The organism is Streptomyces sp. NPDC091972 (assembly GCF_044756385.1).
Lineage (GTDB): Bacteria > Actinomycetota > Actinomycetes > Streptomycetales > Streptomycetaceae > Streptomyces.
Window position 1 is genome coordinate 53,857 of the sequence record NZ_JBIVSV010000007.1, and the last position, 25,142, is coordinate 78,998.

A 25,142-nucleotide genomic window follows, 5' to 3' on the forward strand; every position below is an offset into this window, starting at 1 on the left:
CCCGGGGGCCCCGTCCGGCGGATGGACGGTGCTCGTTCGGAGAGACTTGCGACCAGGGGACGGATGGGACCGCGCAGTGCGGGGCTACGAACGCCAGGAGCGAGAGCCGGCGGCTGACGTCGACCACCTCTCTCGGTTCGAGGCCGAGATGGATCGGCTGAAGACCGAGCGGGAAAAGGCGATCCAGCACGCCGAGGACCTCGGCTACCAGGTCGAGGTGCTGCGCGCCAAGTTGCACGAGGCGCGGCGCACCCTCATGTCCCGGCCCGAATTCGGCGGCGGTGACATCGGCTACCAGGCCGAGCAGTTGCTGCGGAACGCGCAGATCCAGGCCGACCAGTTGCGCCAGGACGCCGAGCGCGAACTGAGCCAGGTCCGCGCCCAGACCCAGCGCATCCTCCAGGAGCACGCCGAGCAGGCCGCGCGGCTTCAGGCGGAGCTGCACCAGGAGGCCGTCACCCGCCGCCAGCAGCTCGACCAGGAACTGGCCGAGCGCCGGCAGACCGTCGAGTCGCACGTCAACGAGAACGTGGCGTGGGCCGAGCAGCTGCGCGCCCGCAGCGAGGCCCAGGCCCGCCGGCTCCTGGAGGAGTCCCGCGCGGAGGCCGAACAGGCCATGGCGGCCGCCCGCGCCGAGGCCGAGCGGGTCACCACCGAGGCCCGCCAGCGCCTCCAGAGCGAGGCCGAGGCCGCCCGCGCGGAGGCCGAACAGCTGCTGCGCCGCGCCCGCGCGGACGCCGAGCGCCTGCTGGACGCCGCCGCCACGCAGGCCCAGGAGGCCACCGAGCACGCCGAGCAGCTGCGCACCTCCACCGCGACCGAGTCGGACAGCGCCCGCCGCCAGGCCACCGAGCTGAGCCGGGCCGCCGAGCAGCGGATGACGGAGGCCGAGGAGGCGCTGCGCAAGGCGCAGGCCGAGGCCGAGAAGGTGCTCGCCGAGGCGAAGTCGGCCGCCGAGAAGACGCTGGCGAGCGCGGAGTCGGCCAACGAGCAGCGCACCCGCACGGCCAAGGAGCAGGTCGCCCGGCTGGTCACCGAGGCCAACCAGGAGGCCGAGGCGACCAAGGAGGCCGCCGAGCAGATCGTCGCGGACGCCCGCGCCGAGGCCGAGAAGATCGTCACCGAGGCCGCCGAGAAGGCCCGCACGATCACCGCCGAGGAGAGCGCCACCCAGCTCTCCAAGGCCGCCAAGACCGCCGAGGACGTCCTCAACAAGGCGCAGGAGGACGCGCAGCGGACCACCAAGGCCGCCGCCGAGGAGGCCGAGCGGATCCGCCGGGAGGCGGAGGCCGAGGCGGACCGGCTGCGTGCCGAGGCGCACGACATCGCCGAGCAGCTCAAGGGCACGGCGAAGGACGACACCAAGGAGTACCGCGCCAAGACGGTCGAGCTCCAGGAGGAGGCCCGCCGGCTGCGCGGCGAGGCCGAGCAGCTGCGCGCCGACGCGGTCGCCGAGGGCGAGAAGATCCGCGCGGAGGCCCGCAAGGAGGCCGTCCAGCAGATCGAGGAGGCGGCCAAGACCGCCGAGGAACTGCTCTCCAAGGCCAAGGCCGACGCCGACGAACTGCGCCAGACCGCCACCGCGGACAGCGAGAAGGTCCGCACCGAGGCCATCGAGCGCGCCACCACGCTGCGCCGGCAGGCCGAGGAGACCCTGGAGCGCACCCGCAACGAGGCCGAGCGGCAGCGTGCCGAGGCCGTCGAGCTGTCCGAGGAGATCACCGCCGCCGCCGAGCGGGCCGCGAGCGAGCTGCGCGAGGAGACCGAGCGGGCCGTAGAGGCACGCCGTGCCGAGGCCGCCGAGGAACTGGCCCGGCTGCACACCGAGGCCGAGGAGCGCCTCGCCACCGCCGAGCAGGCCCTGACCGAGGCCCGCGAGGAGGCCGCACGGATCCGCCGCGAGGCCGCCGAGGAGACCGACCGGCTGCGCACCGAGGCCGCCGAGCGCATCCGCACCCTCCAGCAGCAGGCCGCCGAGGAGACCGACCGGCTGCGCACCGAGGCCGCGTCCGACGCGTCCGCCTCCCGCGCCGAGGGCGAGGCCGTCGCCGTACGGCTGCGGTCCGAGGCCGCCGCCGAGGCGGAGCGGCTCAAGACGGAGGCCCAGGACACCGCGGACCGGGTCCGGGCGGAGGCCCAGACCGCCGCCGAGCGGATCGCCGCCGAGGCGTCCGAGACGCTGGCCGCCGCCCAGGAGGAGGCCAACCGGCGCCGCCGTGAGGCCGAGGAGTACCTCGGTTCGGCCCGCCAGGAGGCCGACCAGGAGCGTGAGCGGGCCCGTGAGCAGAGCGAGGAGCTGCTGGCCTCGGCGCGCAACCGTGTCGAGGAGGCGCAGGCCGAGGCGGTGCGCCTGGTCGAGGAGGCGGACCGGCGCGCCACCGAGATGGTGTCGGCCGCCGAGCAGCACGCCCAGCAGGTGCGGGACTCCGTCGCCGGGCTGCACGAGCAGGCGCAGGAGGAGATCACCGGGCTGCGCAGCGCCGCCGAGCACGCGGCCGACCGCACCCGGCGCGAGGCCGAGGAGGAGGCCGACCGGGTCCGCTCGGACGCCTACTCCGAGCGGGAGCGGGCCAGTGAGGACGCGGCCCGGATCCGGCGCGAGGCCGCCGAGGAGACGGACGCCGCCAAGTCGCTTGCCGAGCGCACCGTCTCGGAGGCGATCGCGGAGGCGGAGCGGTTGCGTTCGGAGGCGTCCGAGCACGCCCAGCGGGCCCGCACCGAGGCCTCGGACACCATCGCCCAGGCCGAACAGGACGCCTCCCGCACCCGTGCGGAGGCCCGCGAGGACGCCAACCGCATCCGTTCGGACGCGGCACGGCAGGCCGACACCCTCATCACCGAGGCGCGCAGCGAGGCGGAGCGGCTCACCGAGGAGACCATCACCGACACCGACCGGCTGCGCACCGAGACGGTCGCCGAGGCCGAGCGCGTACGGGCCGAATCGGTCGCCCAGGCCGAGCAGTTGATCGGCGAGGCCACCGGGGACGCGGAGCGGCTGCGGGCCGAGGCCGCCGAGACGGTGGGTCAGGCACAGCAGCACGCGGAGCGGATCCGCACCGAGGCCGAGCGGGTGCGGGCCGAGGCGGCGGCCGCGGCCGAGGAACTGGTCAACTCCGCGCGCGCGGAGGCCGAACGAACCCTCGACGAGGCGCGCAAGGACGCCAACAAGCGGCGTTCGGAGGCGGCCGAGCAGGTCGACACGCTCATCACGGAGACCACCGCCGAGGCGGACAAGCTGCTCACCGAGGCGCAGCAGCAGGCGCTCAAGACCACCGCGGACGCGGAGGCGCAGGCCGACACCATGGTGGGCGCGGCCCGCAAGGAGGCCGACCGCCTGGTGGCCGAGGCGACGGTCGAGGGCAACGCCCGCGTGGAGAAGGCCCGTACGGACGCCGACGAGCTGCTCGTCGGTGCCCGCCGGGACGCGACCGCCATAAGGGAGCGCGCCGAGGAGCTGCGCGACCGGATCACGGGCGAGATCGAGGCGCTGCACGAGCGGGCCCGGCGTGAGGCCGCGGAGACCATGAAGTCGACCGGCGACCGCTGCGACGCGCTGATCAAGGCCGCGGAGGAGCAGCTCGCGAAGGCGCAGGCGAAGGCCAAGGAGCTGGTCTCGGAGGCCAATTCGGAGGCCGGCAAGGTGCGCATCGCCGCGGTCAAGAAGGCCGAGGGGCTCCTCAAGGAGGCCGAGCAGAAGAAGGCCACGCTGGTCCGGGAGGCCGAGGAGCTCAAGGCCGAGGCGATCCGCGAGGCGAAGCGCACGGTCGAGGAGGGCAAGCGCGAGCTGGAGGTGCTGGTCCGTCGCCGTGAGGACATCAACACCGAGATCTCCCGTGTCCAGGACGTCCTGGAGGCGTTGGAATCCTTCGAGGCCCCGTCGGCGGGCAAGGACGGCGGCGTCAAGGCGGGCGCCACGGTCGGCGCCCCTCGTTCGGGTAAGCCGTCGGACGGCTGACCGACTGGTCGGAATCCGGTGCCGTCTGGGGCCTTTGACCAAGTTTTTGGCAAGCCGTCCGAGGGTTAGCCACTCAAAAGGGGTGTCATTCTCCAGATCAAACACGTATCCGCTCGATGACACACCGCTTCGGCCCCTAGGATTCCCCCTATCACCTCACCGGTCTCATTTGACAGGAACCCCATGAGCGACACTTCCCCCTACGGCTTCGAGCTTGTGCGGCGTGGGTACGACCGCGCTCAGGTGGACGAACGGATCTCCAAGCTCGTCTCCGACCGTGACAGCGCTCTCTCCCGCATCACCGCTCTGGAAAAGCGCATCGAGGAGCTCCACCTCGAGACGCAGAACGCCCAGGCTCAGGTAAGCGACGCCGAGCCGTCGTACGCCGGTCTCGGCGCGCGTGTCGAGAAGATCCTCCGCCTCGCCGAGGAGGAGGCCAAGGACCTGCGCGAGGAGGCCCGTCGCGCGGCCGAGCAGCACCGCGAGCTCGCCGAGTCGGCGGCCCAGCAGGTCCGCAACGACGCAGAATCGTTCGCTGCGGAGCGCAAGTCCAAGGCGGAGGACGAGGGCGTCCGGATCGTCGAGAAGGCCAAGAGCGACGCGTCCCAGCTGCGCGCCGAGGCCCAGAAGGACGCGCAGTCCAAGCGTGAGGAGGCGGACGCCCTCTTCGAGGAGACCCGCGCCAAGGCCGCGCAGGCCGCCGCCGACTTCGAGACGAACCTCGCCAAGCGCCGGGAGCAGTCCGAGCGCGACCTGGCGTCCCGTCAGCAGAAGGCGGAGAAGCGTCTCGCGGAGATCGAGCACCGCGCGGAGCAGCTGCGCCTGGAGGCCGAGAAGCTGCGCACCGACGCCGAGCGCCGCGCCCGCCAGACGGTGGAGACCGCGCAGCGCCAGGCCGAGGACATCGTGGCCGACGCCAACGCCAAGGCCGACCGCATCCGTTCGGAATCCGAGCGCGAGCTGGCGGCCCTGACGAACCGTCGCGACTCGATCAACGCCCAGCTGACGAACGTGCGCGAGATGCTCGCCACGCTCACGGGCGCCGCGGTGGCCGCCGCCGGCAGCCCGGCCGACGACGAGCCGATCTCCCGTGGAGTCCCGGCCCAGCAGTCCCGGTAACACCGCCTGACGGCACCAGAGGCCCGCACCTTCTCCCCCGACAGGTGCGGGCCTCTCGGCGTGCACGGAACGCGCGCGGGTTTCTTACCGCATCCGTCGGTCTCCGTTTGCCCATAGGAGTGGCATCCGCCCCGGCGCGCACCTAGCGTGGTCCGCATGATCGAGCTGGCGGGCCTGACGAAGCGGTACGGCGAGAAGGTGGCGGTCAACAATCTGACGTTCACCGTCAGACCGGGCATCGTCACGGGCTTCCTCGGTCCCAACGGCGCCGGCAAGTCGACCACCATGCGGATGATGCTGGGCCTGGACCGGCCCACCGCCGGGGACGTCCGCATCGACGGCAAGCACTACGACCAGCTCAAGGACCCGCTCACGTACATCGGGGCCCTGCTGGACGCCAAGGCCATGCACGGCGGGCGCAGCGCCTTCAACCACCTGCTGTGCCTCGCGCAGAGCAACGGCATCCCCCGCAAGCGGGTGGACGAGGTCCTCGACACGGTCGGGCTCACCGCCGTCGCGAGGAAGAAGGCCAAGGGGTTCTCGCTGGGCATGGGCCAGCGGCTCGGCATCGCGGGCGCGTTGCTCGGCGACCCGCAAATTCTGATGTTCGACGAGCCGGTCAACGGGCTCGACCCCGAGGGCATCCACTGGATCCGCAACCTGATGAAGTCCCTTGCCGCGCAGGGCCGTACGGTCTTCGTCTCCTCCCATCTCATGAGCGAGATGGCGCTGACCGCCGACCACCTCGTCGTCATCGGCCAGGGCCGGCTGCTCGCCGACACCTCCATGGCCGACTTCATCGCGCAGAACTCGCGGTCCTACGTCCGCATCCGCACCCCGCAGCGCGAGCGGCTGCTCGACGTGCTGCACGCGGCCGGCATCACCGTCGTGGAGACCGGCAACGGCGCGCTGGAGGTGGACGGCGGCAAGTCCGAGCACATCGGCGAGCTGGCCGCCCAGCACCAGATCGTGCTGCACGAGCTGAGCCCGCAACAGGCCTCCCTGGAGGAGGCGTTCATGCAGTTGACCGCGGAGTCGGTCGAGTACCACGCCCACAGCGACGCACCCGTCGACGGACCACCCCAGCAGTGGGGCGACGGCTGGAAGGGGAAGTGACCATGGCGGCCACCCAGGTCATCCGCTCCGAATGGACCAAGATCCGTTCGGTGGCCTCCACGGTGTGGACGCTCTCCCTCGCCGTGGTCGTCACCATCGGGCTCGGCATCCTGATCTCGGCCCTGTCGAAGAACGAGTTCGACAACATGAGCCGCGAGGACAAGCTCTCCTTCGACCCGACCTTCATCAGCTTCGCCGGGATGAGCCTCGGACAGCTCGCGATGATCGTGTTCGGCGTGCTCGTCGTCTCGAACGAGTACAGCACCGGCATGATCCGCACCTCGCTGGCCGCGGTACCGCAGCGCGCCACCTTCCTGGTCAGCAAGATCGCGGTGGCGACCGGGCTCTGCCTCGTGGTGGGCCTGGTCACGAGCTTCCTCACCTTCTTCCTCGGCCAGGCGATGCTCGGCTCGCACCGGGCGGAGATCGGCGACCCGGGCGTCCTGCGCGCCGTGATCGGCGGCGGCCTCTACATGACCCTCATCGCGATGTTCTCGATGGGCGTGGCCGCGATGCTGCGCTCGCCGATGCTGTCGCTGGGCATCCTGATGCCGTTCTTCTTCCTGATCTCGAACATCCTGGGCAATGTCTCGGCGACGAAGAAGATCGGCCGGTTCCTGCCGGACCAGGCCGGCAGCAAGATCATGCAGGTGGTCACCCCGGTCGACGACGACACCCCCTACGGCCCCTGGGGCGGTCTCGGGATCATGGCGCTGTGGGTGGCGGCCGCCCTGATCGGCGGTTATGTCCTGTTGAAGAAGCGGGACGCGTGACGCGAGGAGCCCCGGCTCTCCTGTGAGCGGAACCGTCAGCGCCCCGATAAGCTCCTAACTCTTACGGGGGGCGTGTGCCCCGCTGTCCTGAACCTTGCGATGGGTGCGGAGCATGATCGAGGCAGTCGGCCTGACCAAGCGCTACGGCGACAAGACCGCTGTGTACAACCTTTCCTTCCAGGTGCGTCCGGGTACCGTCACCGGCTTCCTGGGCCCCAACGGCTCGGGCAAGTCGACGACCATGCGCATGATCCTCGGGCTGGACAACCCCACCTCGGGGCAGGTGACGATCGGCGGCTACCCGTATCGCAGGCTGCCCAACGCGGCCCGGCAGGTCGGCGCGCTGATCGACGCGAAGGCGGTGCACGGCGGGCGGACGGCCCGCAACCACCTGCTGTGCCTGGCCCAGCTCTCCGGGATCCCGGCCCGCCGGGTGGACGAGGTGCTGGGCGTGGTCGGTCTCCAGGACGTGGCCAGGAAGCGTTCCAAGGGCTTCTCGCTCGGCATGGGCCAGCGGCTCGGGATCGCGGCCGCGCTGCTCGGCGACCCGCAGGTGCTGCTCTTCGACGAGCCGGTCAACGGGCTCGACCCCGAGGGCATCCTGTGGGTGCGCAACCTGATGAAGGCGCTCGCGGCGGAGGGCCGCACCGTCTTCGTCTCCTCCCACCTGATGAGCGAGATGGCGCTGACCGCGGACCACCTCATCGTCATCGGACGCGGGCAGCTCCTCGCCGACATGAGCGTCCAGGACTTCATCGCGGCGAACTCCGCGGGCTTCGCGCGGGTGCGCACCCCGGACACCGAGCCGCAGCTCCGCGAGAAGCTGTCGGCCGCGATCACCGAGGCGGGCGGGCACGTCCTGCCCGAGCAGGACGGCGCGCTGCGGGTGACGGGGCTGCCCCTGCCCCGCATCAGCGACATCGCGCACGACGCGGACGTACGCCTGTGGGAGCTGTCCCCGCACCAGGCCTCGCTGGAGGAGGCGTACATGCGGATGACGCAGGGCGCGGTGGACTACCGCTCGACCGCCGACCAGAAGGCGGGCCTGATGCAGCCCCTCCCGCCGGGCGCGCAGCCCCCGATGCCGGTTCCGGGCCAGGGCCAGCCGGGCTGGTACGCCCCGCCGCCGCCCCAGCAGGGCGGGCAGCCCTTCGGCGGTCCGCAGGGCCCGTACGGCGGTCCCGGCGCCGGCGCGCCCAACCCGTACGCCCAGGCGGGTCCGGCGGCCCCCCAGGGGGTGCCTCAGCCGCCTGCGCAGGCTCCCGTGGCCCAGCCCCCGGCCGCCGCGCCGGCGCCCCCGCAGGCACCTCCCCAGAACGCCGCCGCGGCCGCATCCGCCGCGGCACCGCAGCCCTCCGCCACCCCGACCGAGCCCGAGGACGCCCGATGAGCACCCCGCAGCCCTCGATGCCGCAGGCCCAGGCCGCCGTGCCGAACTGGCAGGCGGCGAGTGGACCGTCGTACCCCGGCTACACCTCGCCCATCCCCGTCGTGCGCACGCACCTGGGGCACGCCATCGCCTCGGAGTGGACGAAGATCCGGTCGGTGCGGTCGACGATGTGGACCCTGGGCGTGTTCGTGCTGCTCGTGATCGGGATCGGGCTGGGGGCCGCCGCGCTGATCGCGGCCAACGCCTCGTCGGAGAGCCTGCGGGACGAGAACCCGCTGTCGTTCGGCTTCTTCGGTGTGCTGCTCGGCAGCATGTGCGTCATCACGCTCGGCGTGCTGACCACGGCGTCGGAGTACGGCACCGGCATGATCCGTACGACGATGGTGGCCTGCCCCTCCCGGGGCCGGGTCCTCGCGGCGAAGGCGATCGTGTTCTTCGCGGTCGCCTTCGCGACCACCCTCGTCTCGGTCGTCCTCGTCGCCCTCGCGGACGTGGCCCTGCTCGACGGCGCCCGCACGCCGACCGGCCAGGAGTGGCTGAAGGGCACCGTCGGCGTCTCCCTCTACACCGCGCTGTTCGGTCTGCTCTCGCTGATCGTCGGCTCGATCATCCGGCACTCGGCGGGCGCGATCACCCTCATGATCGGTGTCCTGCTGGCCCCGCTGGTCATCGCGCTGTTCATGTTCTCGCAGTCCCTGGAGGGCGTGCGCCAGGCGCTGTTCGAGTACTCCATCCCGAGCCAGCTCAGCGTCTTCTACTCCACCTCCCTCACCGAGTCCGGCCCTTCGGGCTGGGACCCGCTGTGGATCATGCTCGGCGTGACGGCCGCCGTGTTCGCCGCGGCCTTCGCGCTGCTGGAGAAGCGGGACGTGTGATCCGCTAGAACCTCGGCGCGTTACGGGACCGCTGCACCCGCGTAGTGCGGCGGTCCCGCGCGTTCCAGCAGGACTTGTGCCAGTGTCTGCGCTCGTCGACGCCCGAGTGGTCGGGCCAGGCCACCACGTGCGGGACGCCGTCCGGGATCATCTGGTCGCAGCCCGGGCAGCGGTACGTCTTGCCCTGCGCGCTCGCCCCCGCCACATGCCGGACGTTCCAGTCCTCGCCCTGCCAGTGCGTCGAGGACTGGAAGCCGCCGTACCGGCCGGACCGGTCGTCCTCGGCACTCCGGCCGGACGGGTCCGACGAACCGGAGCCCTTGGGTCGGTTGCGACGCGGGGACACAGGACACCTCACGGGGCTATACAGGAAGCAGGGGCCGTGTCCAGCCTACGCGGGACGCGGCGGGGTACGCGTAGGGCACCAACCCCCACAAGTCCCCCCTCGGGGGCGACGATTCTGCAGACAATCGGCAAATCTCTTCGCCAGGCCGTGTCCTCGGCACGTGTCAGGCGGTTATGCCGGGTGGGGGAGCTCCGTGTCGGAGCCAAGGAAGCAGGAAAAAGCACATGCACGTTGGAAGTTTCGTGTTGGCGGCCCAGTTCCCGGGGCAGGGCCAGGGGGAGGCGCTGCACCGCGCGGTCCGCTCGGCCGAGGTCGCGGAGGAGGCCGGACTCGACGCGGTCTGGCTGGCAGAGCACCACTTCGTGCCGTACGGCACCTGTCCCTCGGCGATCACGCTCGCCGCCCTGCTGCTGGGCCGCACCCGCCGCATCCGCGTCGGCACCGCCGTGAGCGTACTCCCGACGGTGCACCCGGTGGCCCTCGGGGAGCAGGCCGCGCTGCTGCACCTGACGAGCGGCGGGCGCTTCTCGCTGGGCGTGGGGCGCGGCGGCCCGTGGGTGGACCTGGAGGTGTTCGGGTCGGGGCTCGACGCGTACGAGAAGGGGTTCCCGGAATCACTCGATCTGCTGGTGCGCTGGCTGCGCGAACCGTCGGTCGGGGCGGACGGCGAGCGCTTCCGCTTCCGCGAAGTGCCGGTCGTGCCGCGGCCGTCGGAGGCGCTCACCGAGACGGAGGGCCCCGAGGTGATCGTCGCCTGCACCTCGCCTGCGAGCGTCCGGTTGGCCGCCGAGCGCGGGCTGCCCATGCTGCTCGGGATGCACGTCGGGGACGAGGAGAAGGCGGAGATGGTCGCGCTGTGGCGCAGGCAGGCGCGCGCGGCGGGCCACGCCCCGGAGAAGGTCCTGGAGGCGCCCCATGTCTCGGCCGGTGTCTGCCAGCTCGCGGACCGGCGTACGGACGCGGTGGAGGCGCTGGTGAAGGCGATGCCGGGCTGGCTCAGGCAGGGGCTCGGCGCCCATGTCACGGTCGACGGGCGGGCACGGCAGATGCGCGATCCGGTGGCCTACACCGAACTGCTCTGCGGACTGCACCCGGTGGGCACCCCGCGGCTCGCCGCCGACCGCCTCGCGGCGACCAGCGAACGGACGGGCGTCTCCCGCTTCGCCCTGCTCGTCGAGGGCTCAGGGGACCTGGCGGCCACCGAGGAGAACGTACGGCGGCTGGGTGCGGAGGTGCTGCCGCATCTGACCTGAATCGGAACACCCCTGTCCGGCGGGAGCTTGCCGCCCCGGTACTGATGCACCTCCCGCGTACGGAGCGGCAAGCGAGCGGCGCCGCGTCAGCAGTCCCGGAACTCCGGGGACTGATTCAGCAACTGACTGCGCACCGAGGTGAAGCGGGCAAGCGTCTCGTCGACGGAGGAGTCCAACGGGAACACCGCCACCCGGTGGCAGTTCTGGAAGGCCAGCCGCACACCGAAGTGCCGCTGCAGCGCGCCGCGTATCGCGTCACTCGCAAGCGCACGCAGCAACTGACCGCGTGCCTGCTCGTCCGGCGGGGGCGTCTGGTTGTCGGCGAAGTTGCCGCCGTCGACCTTCAGCTGGGCCACCAGGGAGCTGATCATCTCCCATGCGTAGGGCAGGGAGGTCCGGACGCAGTCGACGAATTCGGCTTCGTCGACCTCGCCTCGCTCGGCCTTCTCGAGTAGGGCCGGTGAGACGTCGAGCGACATGGGTTCTCCTCTCGCACCCCTGATTCCTCAGGGGTTGCCGGACAGATGAGGGACGTCGCGCTGCCGGACACGCTCAGTACACGCCTCGCGACCTCCCGTTTACTACCGTAGGCAACCGACGGTGACGGCACCAGGAGAATGCGAACAAAGGGCACTCCCAACAGGCCCACAATCGGCCACAAGTGAACAGGGTTTCTCCACAGCCTTACGGGCCGAATCGCGTGGACATGCGCCCGTCGAGTAGCGTTGCCGACCATGCGTCTCGTCATTGCCCGGTGTTCCGTCGACTACGCGGGCCGGCTCACCGCCCACCTGCCCTCGGCCCCCCGTCTGATCCTGGTGAAGGCCGACGGCAGCGTCTCCATCCACGCCGACGACCGGGCCTACAAGCCCCTGAACTGGATGTCGCCGCCCTGCACGTTGAAGGAGGGGACCGGCGACGAGGAAGGCGTCTGGACCGTCATCAACAAGGCGGGCGAGAAGCTCATCATCACGATGGAGGAGGTTCTCCACGACTCCTCGCACGAACTGGGCGTGGATCCGGGCCTGATCAAGGACGGCGTGGAAGCACACCTTCAGGAACTGCTCGCCGACCGCATCGAAACGCTCGGCGAGGGCTACACCCTGATCCGCCGTGAGTACATGACAGCCATCGGCCCGGTCGACATCCTGTGCCGGGACGCCGAAGGGCAGACGGTCGCGGTGGAGATCAAGCGGCGCGGCGAGATCGACGGCGTCGAGCAACTCACCCGCTACCTGGACCTGTTGAACCGCGACCCCCATCTCGCCCCGGTCCGCGGCATCTTCGCCGCCCAGGAGATCAAGCCCCAGGCCCGCGTCCTCGCGACCGACCGCGGCATCAGCTGCCATGTCATGGACTACGACGCGCTGCGGGGCATCGAGGACGACAAGCTGCGGCTGTTCTGACGCCTTTTCCCGTACGACGACGAGGGCCGGGTCCGTGTGACGGACCCGGCCCTCTTGTGTCGCGTGGCGCTGTCAGATGACCGCCCCGCTCGGCGGGCTCACGGTGCTGCTCTCGGGGGCGCTGGCCGAACTTGTCTCCACCGGGGCGGAGGAGGCGGGACCGCTGGCCGAGGTGGAGTTGCTCGGGGTGGTCTCGCTCGGGGTCGGTGTGGGGGTGGGCGTCGGCGTATCCGTCGGGTCGGTCGGCGTCGCCGACGCGGAACCGGAGCCGGTCGGATTGCCGGTGGGCGAGGTCGGGGGCTTCGACGTGTTCGACGGGCGCGGCGACGTCGGCCTGGACGTCGGCGACGAACCGCTTCCCCGCGTCCCGCTCGGATCGTCGGACGGCCTCGCCGTCCCCGTCGGCGTCGGATCGTCCGAGGTCCCGTACGTCCCGTCGGGCCCCGGGTCGGTCGGGCGGGAGGTGGCCGTACCGGTGTCGCCCTTGCCGTCGTCGCTCTTCGGGACGTCCGCGCCGAGGTTGCCGTCGTCGATGCCGACGCTGGCCGACGGGTTGACGCCGACCTGGTCGGACGGGGCGTTCGGGTCGTTGTCGGAGGTGGCGCCCAGGGTCACGACCGTGCCGAGCACAGCGACCAGCAGCGCGCCCGCGCCGGCCGCGACCAGGTTGCGCTTGGCGAGGCCCTTGAGGCCGCCGCGGGCCTTGCGGGAGGGCGCGGGCGTGCCGGGCGAGCGGTGGACGACGATCGTCTGGGAGTCGGCCGACGGCTGGAGCGGCGGGAAGGCCACGGGGGTGCCCGCGGGCGGCGAGGCGGACTCGTCGTACCGGGCGTCGGGCACCTCCTCGCCCGCGGTGGCGCCGAGCGCGGCGGCCAGTCCGGGCGCGCTGCCGTCCCGGTCGGAGACCAGGGCGAGGGCACGGCGGCCCGCGACGGTGCCGCGCTTGTCGGCGAGGGCGCCGCGCAGGCCGATGGAGGCCTCCAGCTCTGCGCGGGCCCGGTCGAGCTGTCCGCCGCAGAGCGCGAGGATGCCCAGCTCGTGGTGGAAGTAGGCCTGTTCGGACACCTCGCCGGCCAGCCGGGAGGCCTCGGAACCGGCCCGCAGCGCCCGCTCCCAGGCGCCCCAGTGGCCGCCGGCGGCGAACGCGGGCGCCGCCGTGCGGGCGAGCTGCACGGTGGCCGCCTCCTCGCCCTCGTCGGGCGCGGTCGTCACCGGGACCAGGACGGCGAGGGCGGCGAGCAGGGCGTCGGCCTCCGCGCACACCCGCTCGGGGGTGACCGAGGGGTGTCCGGCCCACCAGCCGTAGTGCCGGGCCGCCGTGCGGGCGTGGCTCTCGATGTGGTCGTCGCCGTATCCGGCGGCTTCGAGCTGGGCCAGGACGCCGGCGGCGAGCCGGTAGCGGGAGCCCACCGGGGAGACCAGGCCGCAGTCCGCGAGCTCGCCGAGGGCGGCGTCGGCGTGGGTGTCACCGATCAGCGCGGGCAGGTGCGCCTGGTGGGGCACCTCGCCGCCGAGCGCCACGGCGAACCGCAGGGTGGCGCGCGCCGACTCGCTGAGCCGGGAGGCGAGCAGCGGGGCGGGGGCCGCGGCCTCGCCGAGCGCGGGCAGCGGTATCTCCTCGCCCTCGTCGGCGGCGAACGGGGTGTCGACGGGGGCCGCGTCCGCGAAGACGCCGAACTCGTCGACGGCGTTCGCCCCGGCGCGCAGCCGGTCGCGCTGCCTGAGCAGGGCGCCGGCCTGGACGAAGCGCAGCGGCAGGCCCTCGGACTCGAACCAGAGGTCGCCCGCCCAGTTCGACTCCTCCTCCGTCAGCACCCGGCCGACGGAACGCTCCAGGAGCTCCACACCGTCGGCGCGCTCCAGACCGCTGAGGAAGACCTCCTCGACGGCGGAGTCGGCCGAGGGCGCGGGCACGTCGGGCGTGGCGCCGATCACGAACGCGCACTCGGGGGTGGCGTCGAGGAGCTCGTCGAGGGCCGCGCCGCCGAACTCGATGTCGTCGAGGACGACGACCGCGCCGATCTCCCGGACACAGGAGAGCAGTTCGTCCCGGTCGGGGCGGTGCAGGGGCGAGTCGAAGACGGCGTAGTAGAGGTCGTACAGCAGCTCGCCCGCGGTGCGGTTGAAGCCGTTGAGGCGGACCACGCCGTCGGGGGCGAGGTCCGAGCAGTCCTCGGCGACGACGTCGAGGAGGCTGGTGCGGCCGGAGCCGGCCGGGCCGGTCAGGCGTACCGAGCGGCCGCGGGCGAGCAGGCGCACCAGTCGCTCGCGTTCGTCCTGCCGGGCCAGGAGCCCCAGCGCGGTGCGGGTGGGTCCGGGCGGGACGGGCGGGCGGGCCGCACGGTCCACCTCGGCGCGTTCCGCGGCGCCGTACTTCTCGGGCCGGCCGGGCCGCTCGCCGGGCGGGCAGGCCTCTATCTCGCTGCCGTCGACGGGGTTGACGGTGAGCAGGAAGTCGCCGGCGACGAGCTGCACGGTGCGGGCGAGCGCGGGCGAGTGCTGGCCGAAGTCGGATGTGAGGGAGTCCCTGGGAGGCCGCTGACGCGGCGGGCCGCCGTCGTCGTCATGGCCGTACTCCTCGGGTCCCCGGTTGTTCGGGTCCATAGGTTCAAGCCCCCCAAAAGCGTCTCGTGTGCCGTCAGTGGCCCCTCCCGGCCGGCAGCACACCGCGCTGTCGCTTCTGGTCCGGGCCCGCTGGAAGGGATGCAGACAGCGGGCGACCGAACCCTAAACCTTCGCACAGTATCTACGACAGCCCGGGGTACCGCGCCGTCCGAGACGTCACAGTCTCGTGAGGATTGCGCGGGACCTGCGTTTCGCCACGTCGGCCCGGGTCAGACGCGGGGCAGCGACTCCACGCCGATGCCGCCCTCGATCGCCAGGATGCGGTGCAGCCGGGTGGCGACCAGGAGGCGTTGCATCTGCGGAGGTACGTCGCGCAGCACCAGCCGGCGGCCGCAGCGCCCGGCCCTGCGGTGGGCTCCCATGATCACGCCGAGACCGGTGGCGTCCCAGGAGTCCAGCTCGGACAGGTCGAGCACCAGGTCGCCGACTCCGTCGTCGACGGCCGAGTGCAGGACCGTACGGGCGTCCGCCGCGCTGCGGACGTCGAGGCGGCCCCCGACGACCAGCTCGGCGTGGTCGCCCCTGATGTACATATGCGCTCCCCGTGAGTGCGTGCAGTACTCCACGAATGTGATGTCCAGTGATGACACCTCTGACTGCGCGGGGCGGTCAGAGGTTGCCGTCTGTAAGCGAACCGATACCGAATTCACCCCCACGTGTGAAACCTGAGGGGTTTGTGCGGTTACGGTGACGGAAAAAGCCGTCAGTGCTTGTAGAAGCCCTGCCCGCTCTTGCGTCCGATGTCACCGGCGTCCACCATCCGGCGCATCAGCTCCGGCGGGGCGAACTTCTCGTCCTGGGACTCGGTGTAGATGTTGCTGGTCGCGTGCAGCAGGATGTCGACGCCGGTCAGGTCCGCCGTGGCGAGCGGGCCCATGGCGTGGCCGAAGCCCAGCTTGCAGGCGAGGTCGATGTCCTCGGCGGTCGCCACGCCCGACTCGTAGAGCTTGGTCGCCTCGACGACGAGGGCGGAGATGAGACGGGTGGTCACGAACCCCGCCACGTCCCGGTTCACCACGATGCAGGTCTTGCCGACGGACTCGGCGAACTCCCGCGCGGTGGCGAGGGTTTCGTCGCTCGTCTTGTAGCCGCGGACCAGCTCGACGAGCTGCATCATGGGCACCGGCGAGAAGAAGTGCACGCCGACGACGCGCTCCGGGCGCTCGGTGGCCGCCGCGATCTTGGTGATGGGGATCGCGGAGGTGTTGGAGGCGAGCACGGCGTCCGGGCGGACGATCTTGTCGAGCGCGCGGAAGATCTCGTGCTTGACCTCGAGCTTCTCGAAGACGGCCTCGACGACGACGTCGGCGTCGGCGGCCGCGTCCAGATCGGTGGTCGCGGTGATCCGGGCGAGGGCCGCGTCGGCGTCGTGCGCCTCCAGCCTGCCCTTGCTCACGAACTTGTCGTACGAAGCCTTGATGCCGTCGGTGCCGCGCTTCAACGCCTCGTCGGTGACGTCCCTCAGGACCACGTCCCAGCCCGCCTGGGCGGAGACCTGGGCGATGCCGGAACCCATCAAGCCGGCGCCGATGACGGCAAGCTTCCGTGCCACTGTTGCGACTCCCCTTTGAAACGCCTTACGCCCTGTTTACGTTGCCTCTGCGGCGGACACTAGCGCTCGTGAAGGGCTGTGTGACCGGTTAGTAACGCGCGTCACGTCTCATCTGACGGACATCACACCGGTAGCTGTCACGAGTGGTCTCGTACGGCGTAGTTGAGCACCTTATCGCTCAACAACTCCTCCATGCGGTCGAGAAGCACCAGCGTCTCTCGTGACACTTCGTCCGGTTCGCGCCCCGCGACCATCTCGCGTCCGATGGCGCCCATGACCGTGTGGTGCAGCCAGTTGATCTGACCGGCGATCAGGGCGGGCAGCGGATCGCCGGGGGCGGCGCCGGTCTCCTCGCGCAGGGTCTCCTCCAGGTTCTCCTGGACCTCCTGCTGGATGCTCCACAGCCGGGAGCGCAGCGCGGGCGCGTCCTGGATGACCCGCATGAAGCGGTCGTAGCCCTTCAGCAGGCCGACCCGCGGTGAGACCGCCTCGACCTCCTCGCGCAGTTCCCGCAGGACGGCCGCGGCCGCCGACTCCCCGGCGTCGCGGCCGCGCACCCAGCGCGAGAGGCGGTCGACGACACCCTTGCTGCGGTCGAGGAAGAGGTCCTCCTTGGCCGGGAAGTAGTTGTAGACGGTGTTGACGGAGACGTTCGCGGCGTCGGCGACCTCGGCGACGGTCACCGCGTCGAACCCGCGCTCGACGAACAGGGCTGTGGCGACGTCCGAGATGTACTGCCGGGTCTGCCGCTTCTTCCGCTCCCTGAGCCCCTCTGCCATGTCGGCATCGTAGACGTTCCTGGGTCTCCTTGATTTTTGGAGTCATTGCAAAATTTCAGGGACTCTGTTTTTCTGGGGGGCATGACAGCAGTCATCAGCGCGGCCGGACTGGCCCGCACCTTCCGTACCAAGCACGGGCCCGTCGAGGCCGTCCGCGGCGTCGACCTCACCGTCCGGGCGGGCGAGATCCTCGGCTTCCTCGGCCCGAACGGCGCCGGCAAGACCACCACCCTCCGGATGCTCACCACCCTCCTGGCCCCCACCGGCGGGACCGCCACCGTCGCCGGCCACGACCTCGCGACCGACGCCGCGGGGGTGCGGCGGGCGTGCGGGTACGTGGCCCAGTCGAGCGGGACCGACCCACAGATCTCCGTGCGGGAGGAACTGGTCACCCAGGGCCGCTTCTACCGGCTGACCAGAGCCCTGGCCGCCGCCCGCGCCGCCGAGCTGGCCCGCGACCTGGACCTCACCGAGCTGCTCGACCGCAGGTGCGGCACGCTCTCCGGCGGTCAGCGCCGCCGCCTCGACATCGCGATGGCGCTCACGCACCGGCCGGAGGTGCTGTTCCTCGACGAACCGACGACGGGACTCGACCCCGGCAGCCGCGCCGACCTGTGGGACCTGATCCGCTGGCTGCGCGACGAGCACGGCACGACCGTCTTCCTGACCACCCACTACCTCGACGAGGCCGACGCCCTCTCCGACCGCCTCGTGATCGTCGACAAGGGCGTGGTCGTGGCCGAGGGCACACCGAGCGCCCTGAAGCTGGAGCACACGGGCTCGATCGACGCCCCGCTCCAGGACACGTTCCTCGCGATCACGGGCCGGGGTCCGGCCCCGGCCGACGCAGCCCCCGTAGCCGTATAGGAAGGCCGTACCGGAAAGCCATGCTTCTTCACGACACCGCGATCGTCTACGGCCGCTACCTCCGTCAGTCCCTGCGCTCCCGCTTCGCGCTGCTGTTCGGCGTCCTGATGCCGCTGCTGTACCTGGTCTTCTTCGGCCCGCTGCTCACCGGGCTCCCGCTCGGCGGGCGCGGCAGTTCCTGGCAGGTGCTGGTGCCGGGACTGCTGCTCCAACTCGGACTGTTCGGCGCACTGTTCGCGGGCTTCATGATCATCCTTGAGAAGGGCCAGGGCATCCTGGAGCGCATGCGGGTCACGCCCGTCAGCCGGCTCGCCCTGCTGCTGGGCAGGGTGCTGCGGGACGCCACGGTCTTCGTCCTCCAGGCGGTGCTGCTGGTGCTGGCCGCCGTCGCGATGGGACTGCGGGCTCCGCTGGCCGGAGTCCTGATCGGCTTCGGGTTCGTCGCCCTGCTGACCGTCTCGCTGGCCTCGCTGTCGTACGCGCTTGCGATGAAGGTCCGCACACCGCAGGAGTTCGGTCCGCTGGTCAACGCGGTCAGCATGCCGTCCATGCTGCTGTCCGGCCTGATGCTCCCGATGACCCTGGGCCCGGCCTGGCTGGACGTCCTCTCGCACTTCATGCCGTTCCGCTATCTGGTGGACGCCATGCGGGACGCCTACGTCGGCGCGTACACCACGGACCACATGCTGTACGGCGTCCTGGTCGCCGTCGGCCTCGCGGTCCTGGCCGTGACGGTCGGCACACGCGTCTTCCGCACGGCCGGGGCGTAATTACGCTGGCCCCATGGTCAATCTGACGCGCATCTACACCAGGACCGGCGACCAGGGCACCACCGCCCTCGGCGACATGAGCCGGGTCGCCAAGACCGATCTGCGGATCTCCGCGTACGCGGACGCCAACGAGGCGAACGCGGTGATCGGCACGGCGATCGCGCTGGGCGGGCTCGACGAGGAGGTCGTCGCGGTCCTGACCCGGGTGCAGAACGACCTGTTCGACGTCGGCGCCGACCTGTCCACGCCCGTGGTCGAGAACCCGCAGTTCCCGCCCCTGCGGGTCGAGCAGTTCTACGTCGACAAGCTGGAGGCGGACTGCGACCGCTTCAACGAGCGGCTGGAGAAGCTCCGCTCCTTCATCCTCCCCGGCGGCACCCCGGGCGCGGCCCTGCTCCACCAGGCCTGCACGGTGGTACGCCGGGCCGAGCGCTCGACGTGGGCGGCCCTCGAAGTCCACGGCGACACGATGAACCCGCTCACCGCGACCTACCTGAACCGGCTCTCGGACCTGCTGTTCATCCTGGCCCGCACGGCCAACAAGGACGTGGGCGATGTCCTGTGGGTACCCGGCGGGGAGCGCTAACGCTCGCGCTTCGGGAAGAGCGTGTAGCTGCCCGCGATGACCAGGTTGATGCCGATCAGCCACAGCATGCGCTGCTGCCAGGCGCGCAGCGACTCGGTCCGGCCGTCGCCGACGTACCAGACCGCGGCCTGGAGCAGGGCCGTGGCGACGACCGCGGCGAGGATCCAGCGGCCCGCGACCTTCCACTCGTGGACGGCGCGGGCCGTACCGTACTTCGGCGGCCGCACCGGCGGCGGGCCGCCCGCGAACCGGTGGGCGACCCGGGCGTCCGCCCACTTGACGGTCGAGTGGCCGAGACCCACGGTGAAGCCGATGTAGACGGCGGCCAGGCCGTGCTTCCAGTCCGGTTCGGCACCGTTCCTCAGGTCGATCGCGGTGACCGCGAACAGCACGAGCTCCAGCAGCGGCTCGCACAGCAGCAGGGCCAGTCCCACCCGCGGCATGCGCAGCACGTAACGGAAGGCCAGCCCCGCTGCCAGCAGCACCCAGAAGGCCACCTCACAGGCGATGATCAGTCCGACGACCACGACACGCTCCCTCCGCTCACCCTTCCAGGCTCCCGGCGCTCCCGGCCCCTTTCGTCGTCGGCGGTGAGGAAACCGCCGTACATCGAAAGATGCAGTCCAGGACCGTTCTGCGGGATCAGGCGTGGCGGGCGGAGACCGTGTTGGATGGGTTCATGGCCCTCCCCCGCCCGCACCGCTTCGACGTGTACATCGCGGTCGGCGGGCTGCTCGGCGGTCTGCTGCTGGTGGGCATCGGTCTGAGCACCCGGCCCGCGGACGACCCGGTCACCCTCTTCGACGGCCCGTGGCCGGTCCTCGTGCCGCTCACCGTGCTGTCCGGCTGCGAGCTGCTGCGCCGCACGGCTCCCCGCACGGCCCTGCTGACCGGCACCCTCGCGGTCTGCGCCGACGTCCTGACCCAGGGCAACCTCTCCACGGTCATGATGTTCACCGACGTCGTCTACGCGGCCGTGCTGTACGGCCCGCTCGCCTCGGCCCGGCGCATCCAGTGGATCACCGGGCTGCTGACCATCGCCGCGACGCTGGTGCCGTTCGCGGTGTGGCGGGTGCCGGAGGCGCTGCTGATCGGCGTGGTCGTCGGGGTGGTGGCGTACGCGCCCGCCTCCACCGGCTGGATCGTGCGCAACCACCGGGACGCCGCCGAGGCCGCCCGGTTGCGCGCCGAACAGACCGCGCTGCTCGCCGAGATGGACCGCGCCCAGGCCGTCACCGCCGAACGCGCGCGGATGGCACGGGAGTTGCACGACATGGTGGCCAACCACCTGTCGGCGATCGCCATCCACTCCACGGCCGCGCTCTCCATCGACGAACCGGCCACCTCCCGACAGGCCCTGTCCGTCATCCGGGAGAACAGCGTGGCGGGCCTCGCCGAGATGCGGCGCCTGATCGGCATCCTGCGGGACGGCGACGACGAGCCCGCCGCCGTCCCCACCCTCGACGGCCTCACCGCCCTCGTCGAGGGCGCCCGCGCCAACGGCCTGGACGTCACCCTGGACGCCTGCCACGACGGCACCGTGCCCGCCCCCGTCGAGCTCGCCGCCTACCGGATCGTCCAGGAGTCCCTGACCAACGCCCTCAAGCACGCCCGCCCCGGCCCGGTCACGGTGTGCCTCGCCGAGCTGGACGGGACGCTGACGGTCGAGGTGAGCAGTCCGTACGGCGACCGGGACGGACCGCGCGCCCCCGGCTCCGGCGCCGGTCTGGTCGGGATGCGCGAGCGGGCCGCGCTGCTGGGCGGCACGTTCGACGCCGGTCCCGAGGGTCCCGGCGGGGCGCGCTGGACCGTACGCGCCACCCTCCCCCTGCGTGAAGGAGTCCCCGAATGATCCGCGTCCTCGTCGCCGAGGACCAGTCCGCCGTGCGCGCCGGACTCGTCCTCATCCTGCGCAGCGCCCCCGGCATCGAGGTGGTCGGTGAGGCCGCGGACGGTGAGCAGGCGGTGGCGCTGGCCCGGGAGCTGCGGCCGGACCTGGTGCTGATGGACGTGCAGATGCCGCGGCTGGACGGGGTGTCGGCGACGCGGCAGGTCGTCGGGGAGAGGCTCGCGGACGTGCTCGTGCTGACCACCTTCGACCTCGACGAGTACGTGTTCGGGGCGCTGCGGGCCGGCGCGGCCGGTTTCCTGCTGAAGAACACGGAGGCGAAGGACCTGATCGCGGCCGTGCGCACGGTGGCCCGGGGGGAGGGCATCGTCGCCCCGGCCGTCACCCGGCGGCTGATCGCCGAGTTCGCGGCCGGGCCGGTGCGCGGGACGGGCGCCGACCCGGCCGTCCTCGACACCCTCACCCGCCGGGAGCGCGAGGTGCTCTCCTGCCTCGGGGAGGGGCTGTCCAACGCCGACATCGCGGGCCGTCTCGACATGGCGGAGGCGACGGTCAAGACGCACGTCAGCCGGCTGCTGGGGAAGCTGGAGCTGCGCAGCCGGGTGCAAGCGGCGGTTCTCGCGCAGGAGTTGAGGGTTTAGACGGCGTCCGCACATGAGAGTGGTCCAGACCTATTGACCCGTGGTCCAGACCTTTCTATTCTCGCGGCACCGTGGGTGTGAAGGCTCAGTCACGCCCCCAACTCCCCTAGGAGGCGCACGATGCGCTTCAGACACAGAGCCGCGGCAGGGTTCGCGACGCTGTTGCTCCCCTTCGCCGGCCTGGTCGGCCTCGCGAGCCCCGCCCAGGCCGCGACCTCCGCCACCGCGACCTACGCCAAGACCCAGGACTGGGGCACCGGCTTCGAGGGCAAATGGACGGTGAAGAACACCGGTACCACCAGCCTCAGTTCCTGGACCGTCGAGTGGGACTTCCCCTCCGGCACCTCCGTCAGCTCCGCCTGGGACGCCGACGTCACCTCCTCCGGCACCCACTGGACCGCCAAGAACAAGTCCTGGAACGGCACCCTCGCCCCCGGCGCCTCCGTCTCCTTCGGCTTCAACGGCGCCGGCAGCGGATCCCCCGCCAACTGCAAGCTGAACGGCGGCAGCTGTGACGGCGGCTCCACCCCGGGCGACGCGGCACCGTCCGCCCCCGGCACCCCCACCGCCTCCGACGTCACCAACACCTCGGTGAAACTGGCCTGGAGCGCGGCCACCGACGACAAGGGCGTCAAGAACTACGACGTGCTGCGCGACGGCGCCAGGGTGGCGACCGTGACGACGACGTCGTACACGGACACCGGTCTCACCGCCGGCACCTCCTACTCGTACACCGTGCAGGCCCGTGACACCGCCGACCAGACGGGACCGGCCAGCGGGGCGGTCGCGGTCAAGACCACCGGCGGCACCACCGACCCGCCGCCCACCGGCGACAAGGTCAAGCTCGGCTACTTCACCGAGTGGGGCGTCTACGGCCGCAACTACCACGTCAAGAACCTGGTGACCTCGGGCTCCGCCTCGAAGATCACCCACATCAACTACGCGTTCGGCAACGTCAAGAACGGTCAGTGCACCGTCGACGACACCTACGCCGCCTACGACAAGGCCTACACCGCCGACCAGTCCGTCAGCGGCACCGCCGACACCTGGGACCAGCCGCTGCGCGGCAACTTCAACCAGCTGCGCCAGCTCAAGGCGAAGTACCCGCACATCAAGGTGCTGTACTCCTTCGGCGGCTGGACCTACTCCGGCGGCTTCGGCCAGGCCGCGCAGAACCCGGCCGCGTTCGCCAAGTCCTGCAAGGCGGTCGTGGAGGACCCCCGCTGGGCCGATGTCTTCGACGGCATCGACATCGACTGGGAGTACCCCAACGCCTGCGGCCTGACCTGTGACACCTCCGGCGCCGCCGCCTTCAAGAACCTGATGTCCGCGCTGCGCACCGAGTTCGGCTCGAACTACCTGGTCACCGCGGCCATCACGGCCGACGGCTCCTCCGGCGGCAAGATCGACGCGGCCGACTACGGCGGCGCCTCCCAGTACCTGAACTGGTACAACGTGATGACGTACGACTACTTCGGCGCCTTCAACGCGCAGGGCCCGACCGCCCCGCACTCGCCGCTGACCTCGTACGCCGGCATCCCGCAGGCGGGCTTCAACTCCGCCGACGCGATCGCCAAGCTGAAGTCGAAGGGCGTGGCCTCGAACAAGCTGCTGCTCGGCATCGGCTTCTACGGCCGCGGCTGGACCGGTGTCACCCAGGCCGCCCCCGGCGGCTCGGCGACCGGCGCGGCACCCGGCACCTACGAGGCGGGCATCGAGGACTACAAGGTCCTCAAGAACTCCTGCCCCGCCACCGGCACCGTCGCGGGCACGGCGTACGCCTACTGCGGCAACAACTGGTGGTCCTACGACACTCCCGCCACGATCGCCGGGAAGATGACCTGGGCCAAGAACCAGGGCCTCGGCGGCGCGTTCTTCTGGGAGTTCAGCGGCGACACGAGCAACGGCGAGCTGGTGAGCGCCATCAACAGCGGCCTGAGCTGAACGACGATCCACTGAGGGCGCGCGGCCTGGTGCCGCGCGCCTTCGGCGTACTCCCCCCAGGGCCGTTCGGCCCTCACCGAGGGACCATCAGCGGCCGAGAGACAGCTCCCGAGCGGGAACAATCGATATCTCGACCGCAAGCGGAATGACTCATTCGGGGGGAAGAATGAAACGCAGGTCAAGCAACAGGCGAAACTCCGGCGCCCCTTCTGCCAGGCCCAGGACGGCCTACGTGGGGATGTTCGCCGGGACGACGGTCGCGGCACTCCTGGCCGCCTGGCCCGTCAGCGTCACCGTGACCCTCGGCTCCTCAGGCCACGTTGACACGCTGACCGGGGGGAGCTGCCTCCAGCCACGCGAGGAAACCGGTCAGCGCGTCCTCGCTCATGGCCAGTTCAAGGCGCGTGCCGCGGTGCAGACAGGTCAGGATCACGGCGTCGGAGAGAAGGGCCATCTCCTCCTCCCCGTCGGGAAGACGGCGGCCGGCCACCTCGATCGCGGCCCGCTCCAGGACGCGGCGCGGGCGATAGGCGTAGGAGAAGACGCGGTACCACTCGACGCGGTCGCCGTTGTAGCGGGCCACGCCGTAGCTCCAGCCCTTGCCGCTGGTGTCGGTCTTCTCCGGGACGTCCCAGCGCAGGGAACAGTCGAAGGTACCGCCGGAGCGCTGGATGAGTCTGCGCCGCAGACCGAAGACGAACAGCCCCAGTACCACCAGGGCCACGACGATTCCGCACACAGTCAGAGCGAGGACCATCGACACCGACCTCCTCGTCTCCTAGGTACCTTCAATAGGTAACGGAACGGAAAAAACATCCAGATCTGCCTCAGCCGCGACCGGCTCCGGATCACTCCGGTGCCGGCCGCGGCTGAGGGACGTCATACGGCTCCGCGCGGTCTCAGCGCGTCGCCGCCGCACGCAGTCGTACGTCCGCGCGACGCTCGGCGGCGGCATCGCCCTCCGCCTTCGCGCGCTCCAGCTCCCGCTCCGCGCGCTGGACGTCGATCTCGTCCGACAGCTCGGCGATCTCGGCCAGCAGCGACAGCTTGTTGTCGGCGAACGAGATGAAACCGCCGTGCACCGCGGCGACGACCGTCCCGCCGTCGCTCGTGCGGATGGTCACCGGGCCCGACTCCAGCACACCGAGCAGCGGCTGGTGACCGGGCATGACGCCGATGTCGCCGGACGTGGTGCGCGCGACGACCAGGGTGGCCTCGCCGGACCAGACCTCTCGGTCGGCCGCGACCAGCGCGACGTGCAGCTCAGCAGCCAAGGTGGCTCCTCGGGTCACCACC

The 25,142-nt window shown here is 71.4% G+C and carries 23 protein-coding genes; 14 read left to right on the forward strand and 9 right to left on the reverse strand.

Going from position 1 to position 25,142, the window contains the following annotated elements:
- The first annotated feature begins 76 nt into the window (after positions 1–76).
- The 6 genes from scy (at position 77) to ACIQJT_RS21690 (ending at position 9,228) form a co-directional block, all read left to right on the forward strand.
- The gene (gene scy, locus ACIQJT_RS21665; RefSeq protein ID WP_402645814.1) at positions 77–3,955 is read left to right on the forward strand and encodes a polarized growth protein Scy; all 3,879 of its coding nucleotides are present in this window, start codon (positions 77–79) and stop codon (positions 3,953–3,955) included.
- A 183-nt stretch (positions 3,956–4,138) separates the two neighbouring features.
- Positions 4,139–5,074, forward strand: coding sequence for a cellulose-binding protein (locus ACIQJT_RS21670; protein WP_053851466.1), 936 nt, complete (start codon positions 4,139–4,141; stop codon positions 5,072–5,074).
- Positions 5,075–5,230: 156 nt separating this feature from the next.
- Complete coding sequence (locus tag ACIQJT_RS21675) at positions 5,231–6,190, forward strand: ABC transporter ATP-binding protein (RefSeq protein WP_365461879.1); 960 nt, start codon at positions 5,231–5,233, stop codon at positions 6,188–6,190.
- Positions 6,191–6,192: 2 nt separating this feature from the next.
- Positions 6,193–6,963 (forward strand): ABC transporter permease, encoded by a 771-nt coding sequence (locus ACIQJT_RS21680; RefSeq protein ID WP_402645818.1) that lies wholly within the window; start codon positions 6,193–6,195, stop codon positions 6,961–6,963.
- A 112-nt stretch (positions 6,964–7,075) separates the two neighbouring features.
- Positions 7,076–8,353, forward strand: a complete 1,278-nt coding sequence (locus tag ACIQJT_RS21685; RefSeq protein ID WP_402645821.1) for an ABC transporter ATP-binding protein — start codon at positions 7,076–7,078, stop codon at positions 8,351–8,353.
- On the forward strand, positions 8,350–9,228 hold the full coding sequence (locus ACIQJT_RS21690) for an ABC transporter permease (protein WP_365461873.1): 879 nt from the start codon (positions 8,350–8,352) through the stop codon (positions 9,226–9,228). The genes ACIQJT_RS21685 and ACIQJT_RS21690 overlap by 4 nt, the downstream gene beginning before the upstream one ends.
- Positions 9,229–9,232: 4 nt before the next feature.
- On the opposite strand, the gene ACIQJT_RS21695 is transcribed toward ACIQJT_RS21690, so the two are convergent.
- Complete coding sequence (locus tag ACIQJT_RS21695) at positions 9,233–9,574, reverse strand: ATP/GTP-binding protein (protein WP_365461871.1); 342 nt, start codon at positions 9,572–9,574, stop codon at positions 9,233–9,235.
- Positions 9,575–9,798: 224 nt separating this feature from the next.
- On the opposite strand from ACIQJT_RS21695, the gene ACIQJT_RS21700 reads away from it, so the two are divergent.
- Positions 9,799–10,827, forward strand: a complete 1,029-nt coding sequence (locus ACIQJT_RS21700; protein WP_402645826.1) for an LLM class flavin-dependent oxidoreductase — start codon at positions 9,799–9,801, stop codon at positions 10,825–10,827.
- A gap of 86 nt (positions 10,828–10,913) precedes the next feature.
- Here the strand turns inward: ACIQJT_RS21700 and ACIQJT_RS21705 are convergent, their stop codons facing one another.
- Positions 10,914–11,306, reverse strand: coding sequence for an SCO5389 family protein (locus ACIQJT_RS21705; protein ID WP_053851471.1), 393 nt, complete (start codon positions 11,304–11,306; stop codon positions 10,914–10,916).
- Positions 11,307–11,561: 255 nt separating this feature from the next.
- Here ACIQJT_RS21705 and nucS point away from each other — a divergent pair, with 255 nt between their 5' ends.
- Positions 11,562–12,233 (forward strand): endonuclease NucS, encoded by a 672-nt coding sequence (gene nucS, locus ACIQJT_RS21710; protein WP_365461867.1) that lies wholly within the window; start codon positions 11,562–11,564, stop codon positions 12,231–12,233.
- Positions 12,234–12,305: 72 nt separating this feature from the next.
- Here the strand turns inward: nucS and ACIQJT_RS21715 are convergent, their stop codons facing one another.
- From ACIQJT_RS21715 to ACIQJT_RS21730, 4 genes are all read right to left on the reverse strand, one after another.
- On the reverse strand, positions 12,306–14,837 hold the full coding sequence (locus ACIQJT_RS21715; protein ID WP_402645829.1) for an ATP-binding protein: 2,532 nt from the start codon (positions 14,835–14,837) through the stop codon (positions 12,306–12,308).
- Positions 14,838–15,067: 230 nt separating this feature from the next.
- On the reverse strand, positions 15,068–15,391 hold the full coding sequence (locus ACIQJT_RS21720) for an STAS domain-containing protein (protein ID WP_031040714.1): 324 nt from the start codon (positions 15,389–15,391) through the stop codon (positions 15,068–15,070).
- A 170-nt stretch (positions 15,392–15,561) separates the two neighbouring features.
- The gene (locus tag ACIQJT_RS21725) at positions 15,562–16,410 is read right to left on the reverse strand and encodes a 3-hydroxyacyl-CoA dehydrogenase family protein (RefSeq protein WP_402645833.1); all 849 of its coding nucleotides are present in this window, start codon (positions 16,408–16,410) and stop codon (positions 15,562–15,564) included.
- Between the two features lie 137 nt (positions 16,411–16,547).
- Positions 16,548–17,189, reverse strand: coding sequence for a TetR/AcrR family transcriptional regulator (locus ACIQJT_RS21730; RefSeq protein WP_365461863.1), 642 nt, complete (start codon positions 17,187–17,189; stop codon positions 16,548–16,550).
- 81 nt (positions 17,190–17,270) lie between these two features.
- Here ACIQJT_RS21730 and ACIQJT_RS21735 point away from each other — a divergent pair, with 81 nt between their 5' ends.
- Genes ACIQJT_RS21735 through ACIQJT_RS21745 form a run of 3 tightly spaced genes read left to right on the forward strand, consistent with a single transcriptional unit; the run spans position 17,271 to position 19,412 of the window.
- Positions 17,271–18,056 carry an ABC transporter ATP-binding protein gene (locus tag ACIQJT_RS21735; RefSeq protein WP_402645836.1) on the forward strand — a complete coding sequence of 262 codons (786 nt, stop codon included), beginning with the start codon at positions 17,271–17,273 and terminating at the stop codon, positions 18,054–18,056.
- Between the two features lie 20 nt (positions 18,057–18,076).
- Positions 18,077–18,826, forward strand: coding sequence for an ABC transporter permease (locus tag ACIQJT_RS21740; RefSeq protein ID WP_365461861.1), 750 nt, complete (start codon positions 18,077–18,079; stop codon positions 18,824–18,826).
- A 13-nt stretch (positions 18,827–18,839) separates the two neighbouring features.
- Complete coding sequence (locus ACIQJT_RS21745) at positions 18,840–19,412, forward strand: cob(I)yrinic acid a,c-diamide adenosyltransferase (RefSeq protein WP_280849283.1); 573 nt, start codon at positions 18,840–18,842, stop codon at positions 19,410–19,412.
- Here ACIQJT_RS21745 and ACIQJT_RS21750 read toward each other — a convergent pair.
- Positions 19,409–19,939 carry a hypothetical protein gene (locus ACIQJT_RS21750; RefSeq protein WP_402645841.1) on the reverse strand — a complete coding sequence of 177 codons (531 nt, stop codon included), beginning with the start codon at positions 19,937–19,939 and terminating at the stop codon, positions 19,409–19,411. The genes ACIQJT_RS21745 and ACIQJT_RS21750 overlap by 4 nt on opposite strands.
- A gap of 152 nt (positions 19,940–20,091) precedes the next feature.
- On the opposite strand from ACIQJT_RS21750, the gene ACIQJT_RS21755 reads away from it, so the two are divergent.
- The 3 genes from ACIQJT_RS21755 to ACIQJT_RS21765 all read left to right on the forward strand — a co-directional run bounded on the left by ACIQJT_RS21755 (position 20,092) and on the right by ACIQJT_RS21765 (position 23,846).
- Positions 20,092–21,264 carry a sensor histidine kinase gene (locus ACIQJT_RS21755; protein WP_402645843.1) on the forward strand — a complete coding sequence of 391 codons (1,173 nt, stop codon included), beginning with the start codon at positions 20,092–20,094 and terminating at the stop codon, positions 21,262–21,264.
- A complete protein-coding gene (locus ACIQJT_RS21760; protein WP_402645845.1) occupies positions 21,261–21,902 on the forward strand; it encodes a response regulator in 642 nt (213 codons plus the stop codon). The genes ACIQJT_RS21755 and ACIQJT_RS21760 overlap by 4 nt, the downstream gene beginning before the upstream one ends.
- 120 nt (positions 21,903–22,022) lie before the next feature.
- Positions 22,023–23,846, forward strand: a complete 1,824-nt coding sequence (locus ACIQJT_RS21765) for a glycoside hydrolase family 18 chitinase (RefSeq protein ID WP_365461853.1) — start codon at positions 22,023–22,025, stop codon at positions 23,844–23,846.
- A gap of 310 nt (positions 23,847–24,156) precedes the next feature.
- On the opposite strand, the gene ACIQJT_RS21770 is transcribed toward ACIQJT_RS21765, so the two are convergent.
- Complete coding sequence (locus ACIQJT_RS21770) at positions 24,157–24,603, reverse strand: DUF2550 domain-containing protein (protein ID WP_355751279.1); 447 nt, start codon at positions 24,601–24,603, stop codon at positions 24,157–24,159.
- Positions 24,604–24,745: 142 nt separating this feature from the next.
- The gene (locus ACIQJT_RS21775) at positions 24,746–25,120 is read right to left on the reverse strand and encodes a F0F1 ATP synthase subunit epsilon (RefSeq protein WP_053850769.1); all 375 of its coding nucleotides are present in this window, start codon (positions 25,118–25,120) and stop codon (positions 24,746–24,748) included.
- Positions 25,121–25,142: the final 22 nt, after the last annotated feature.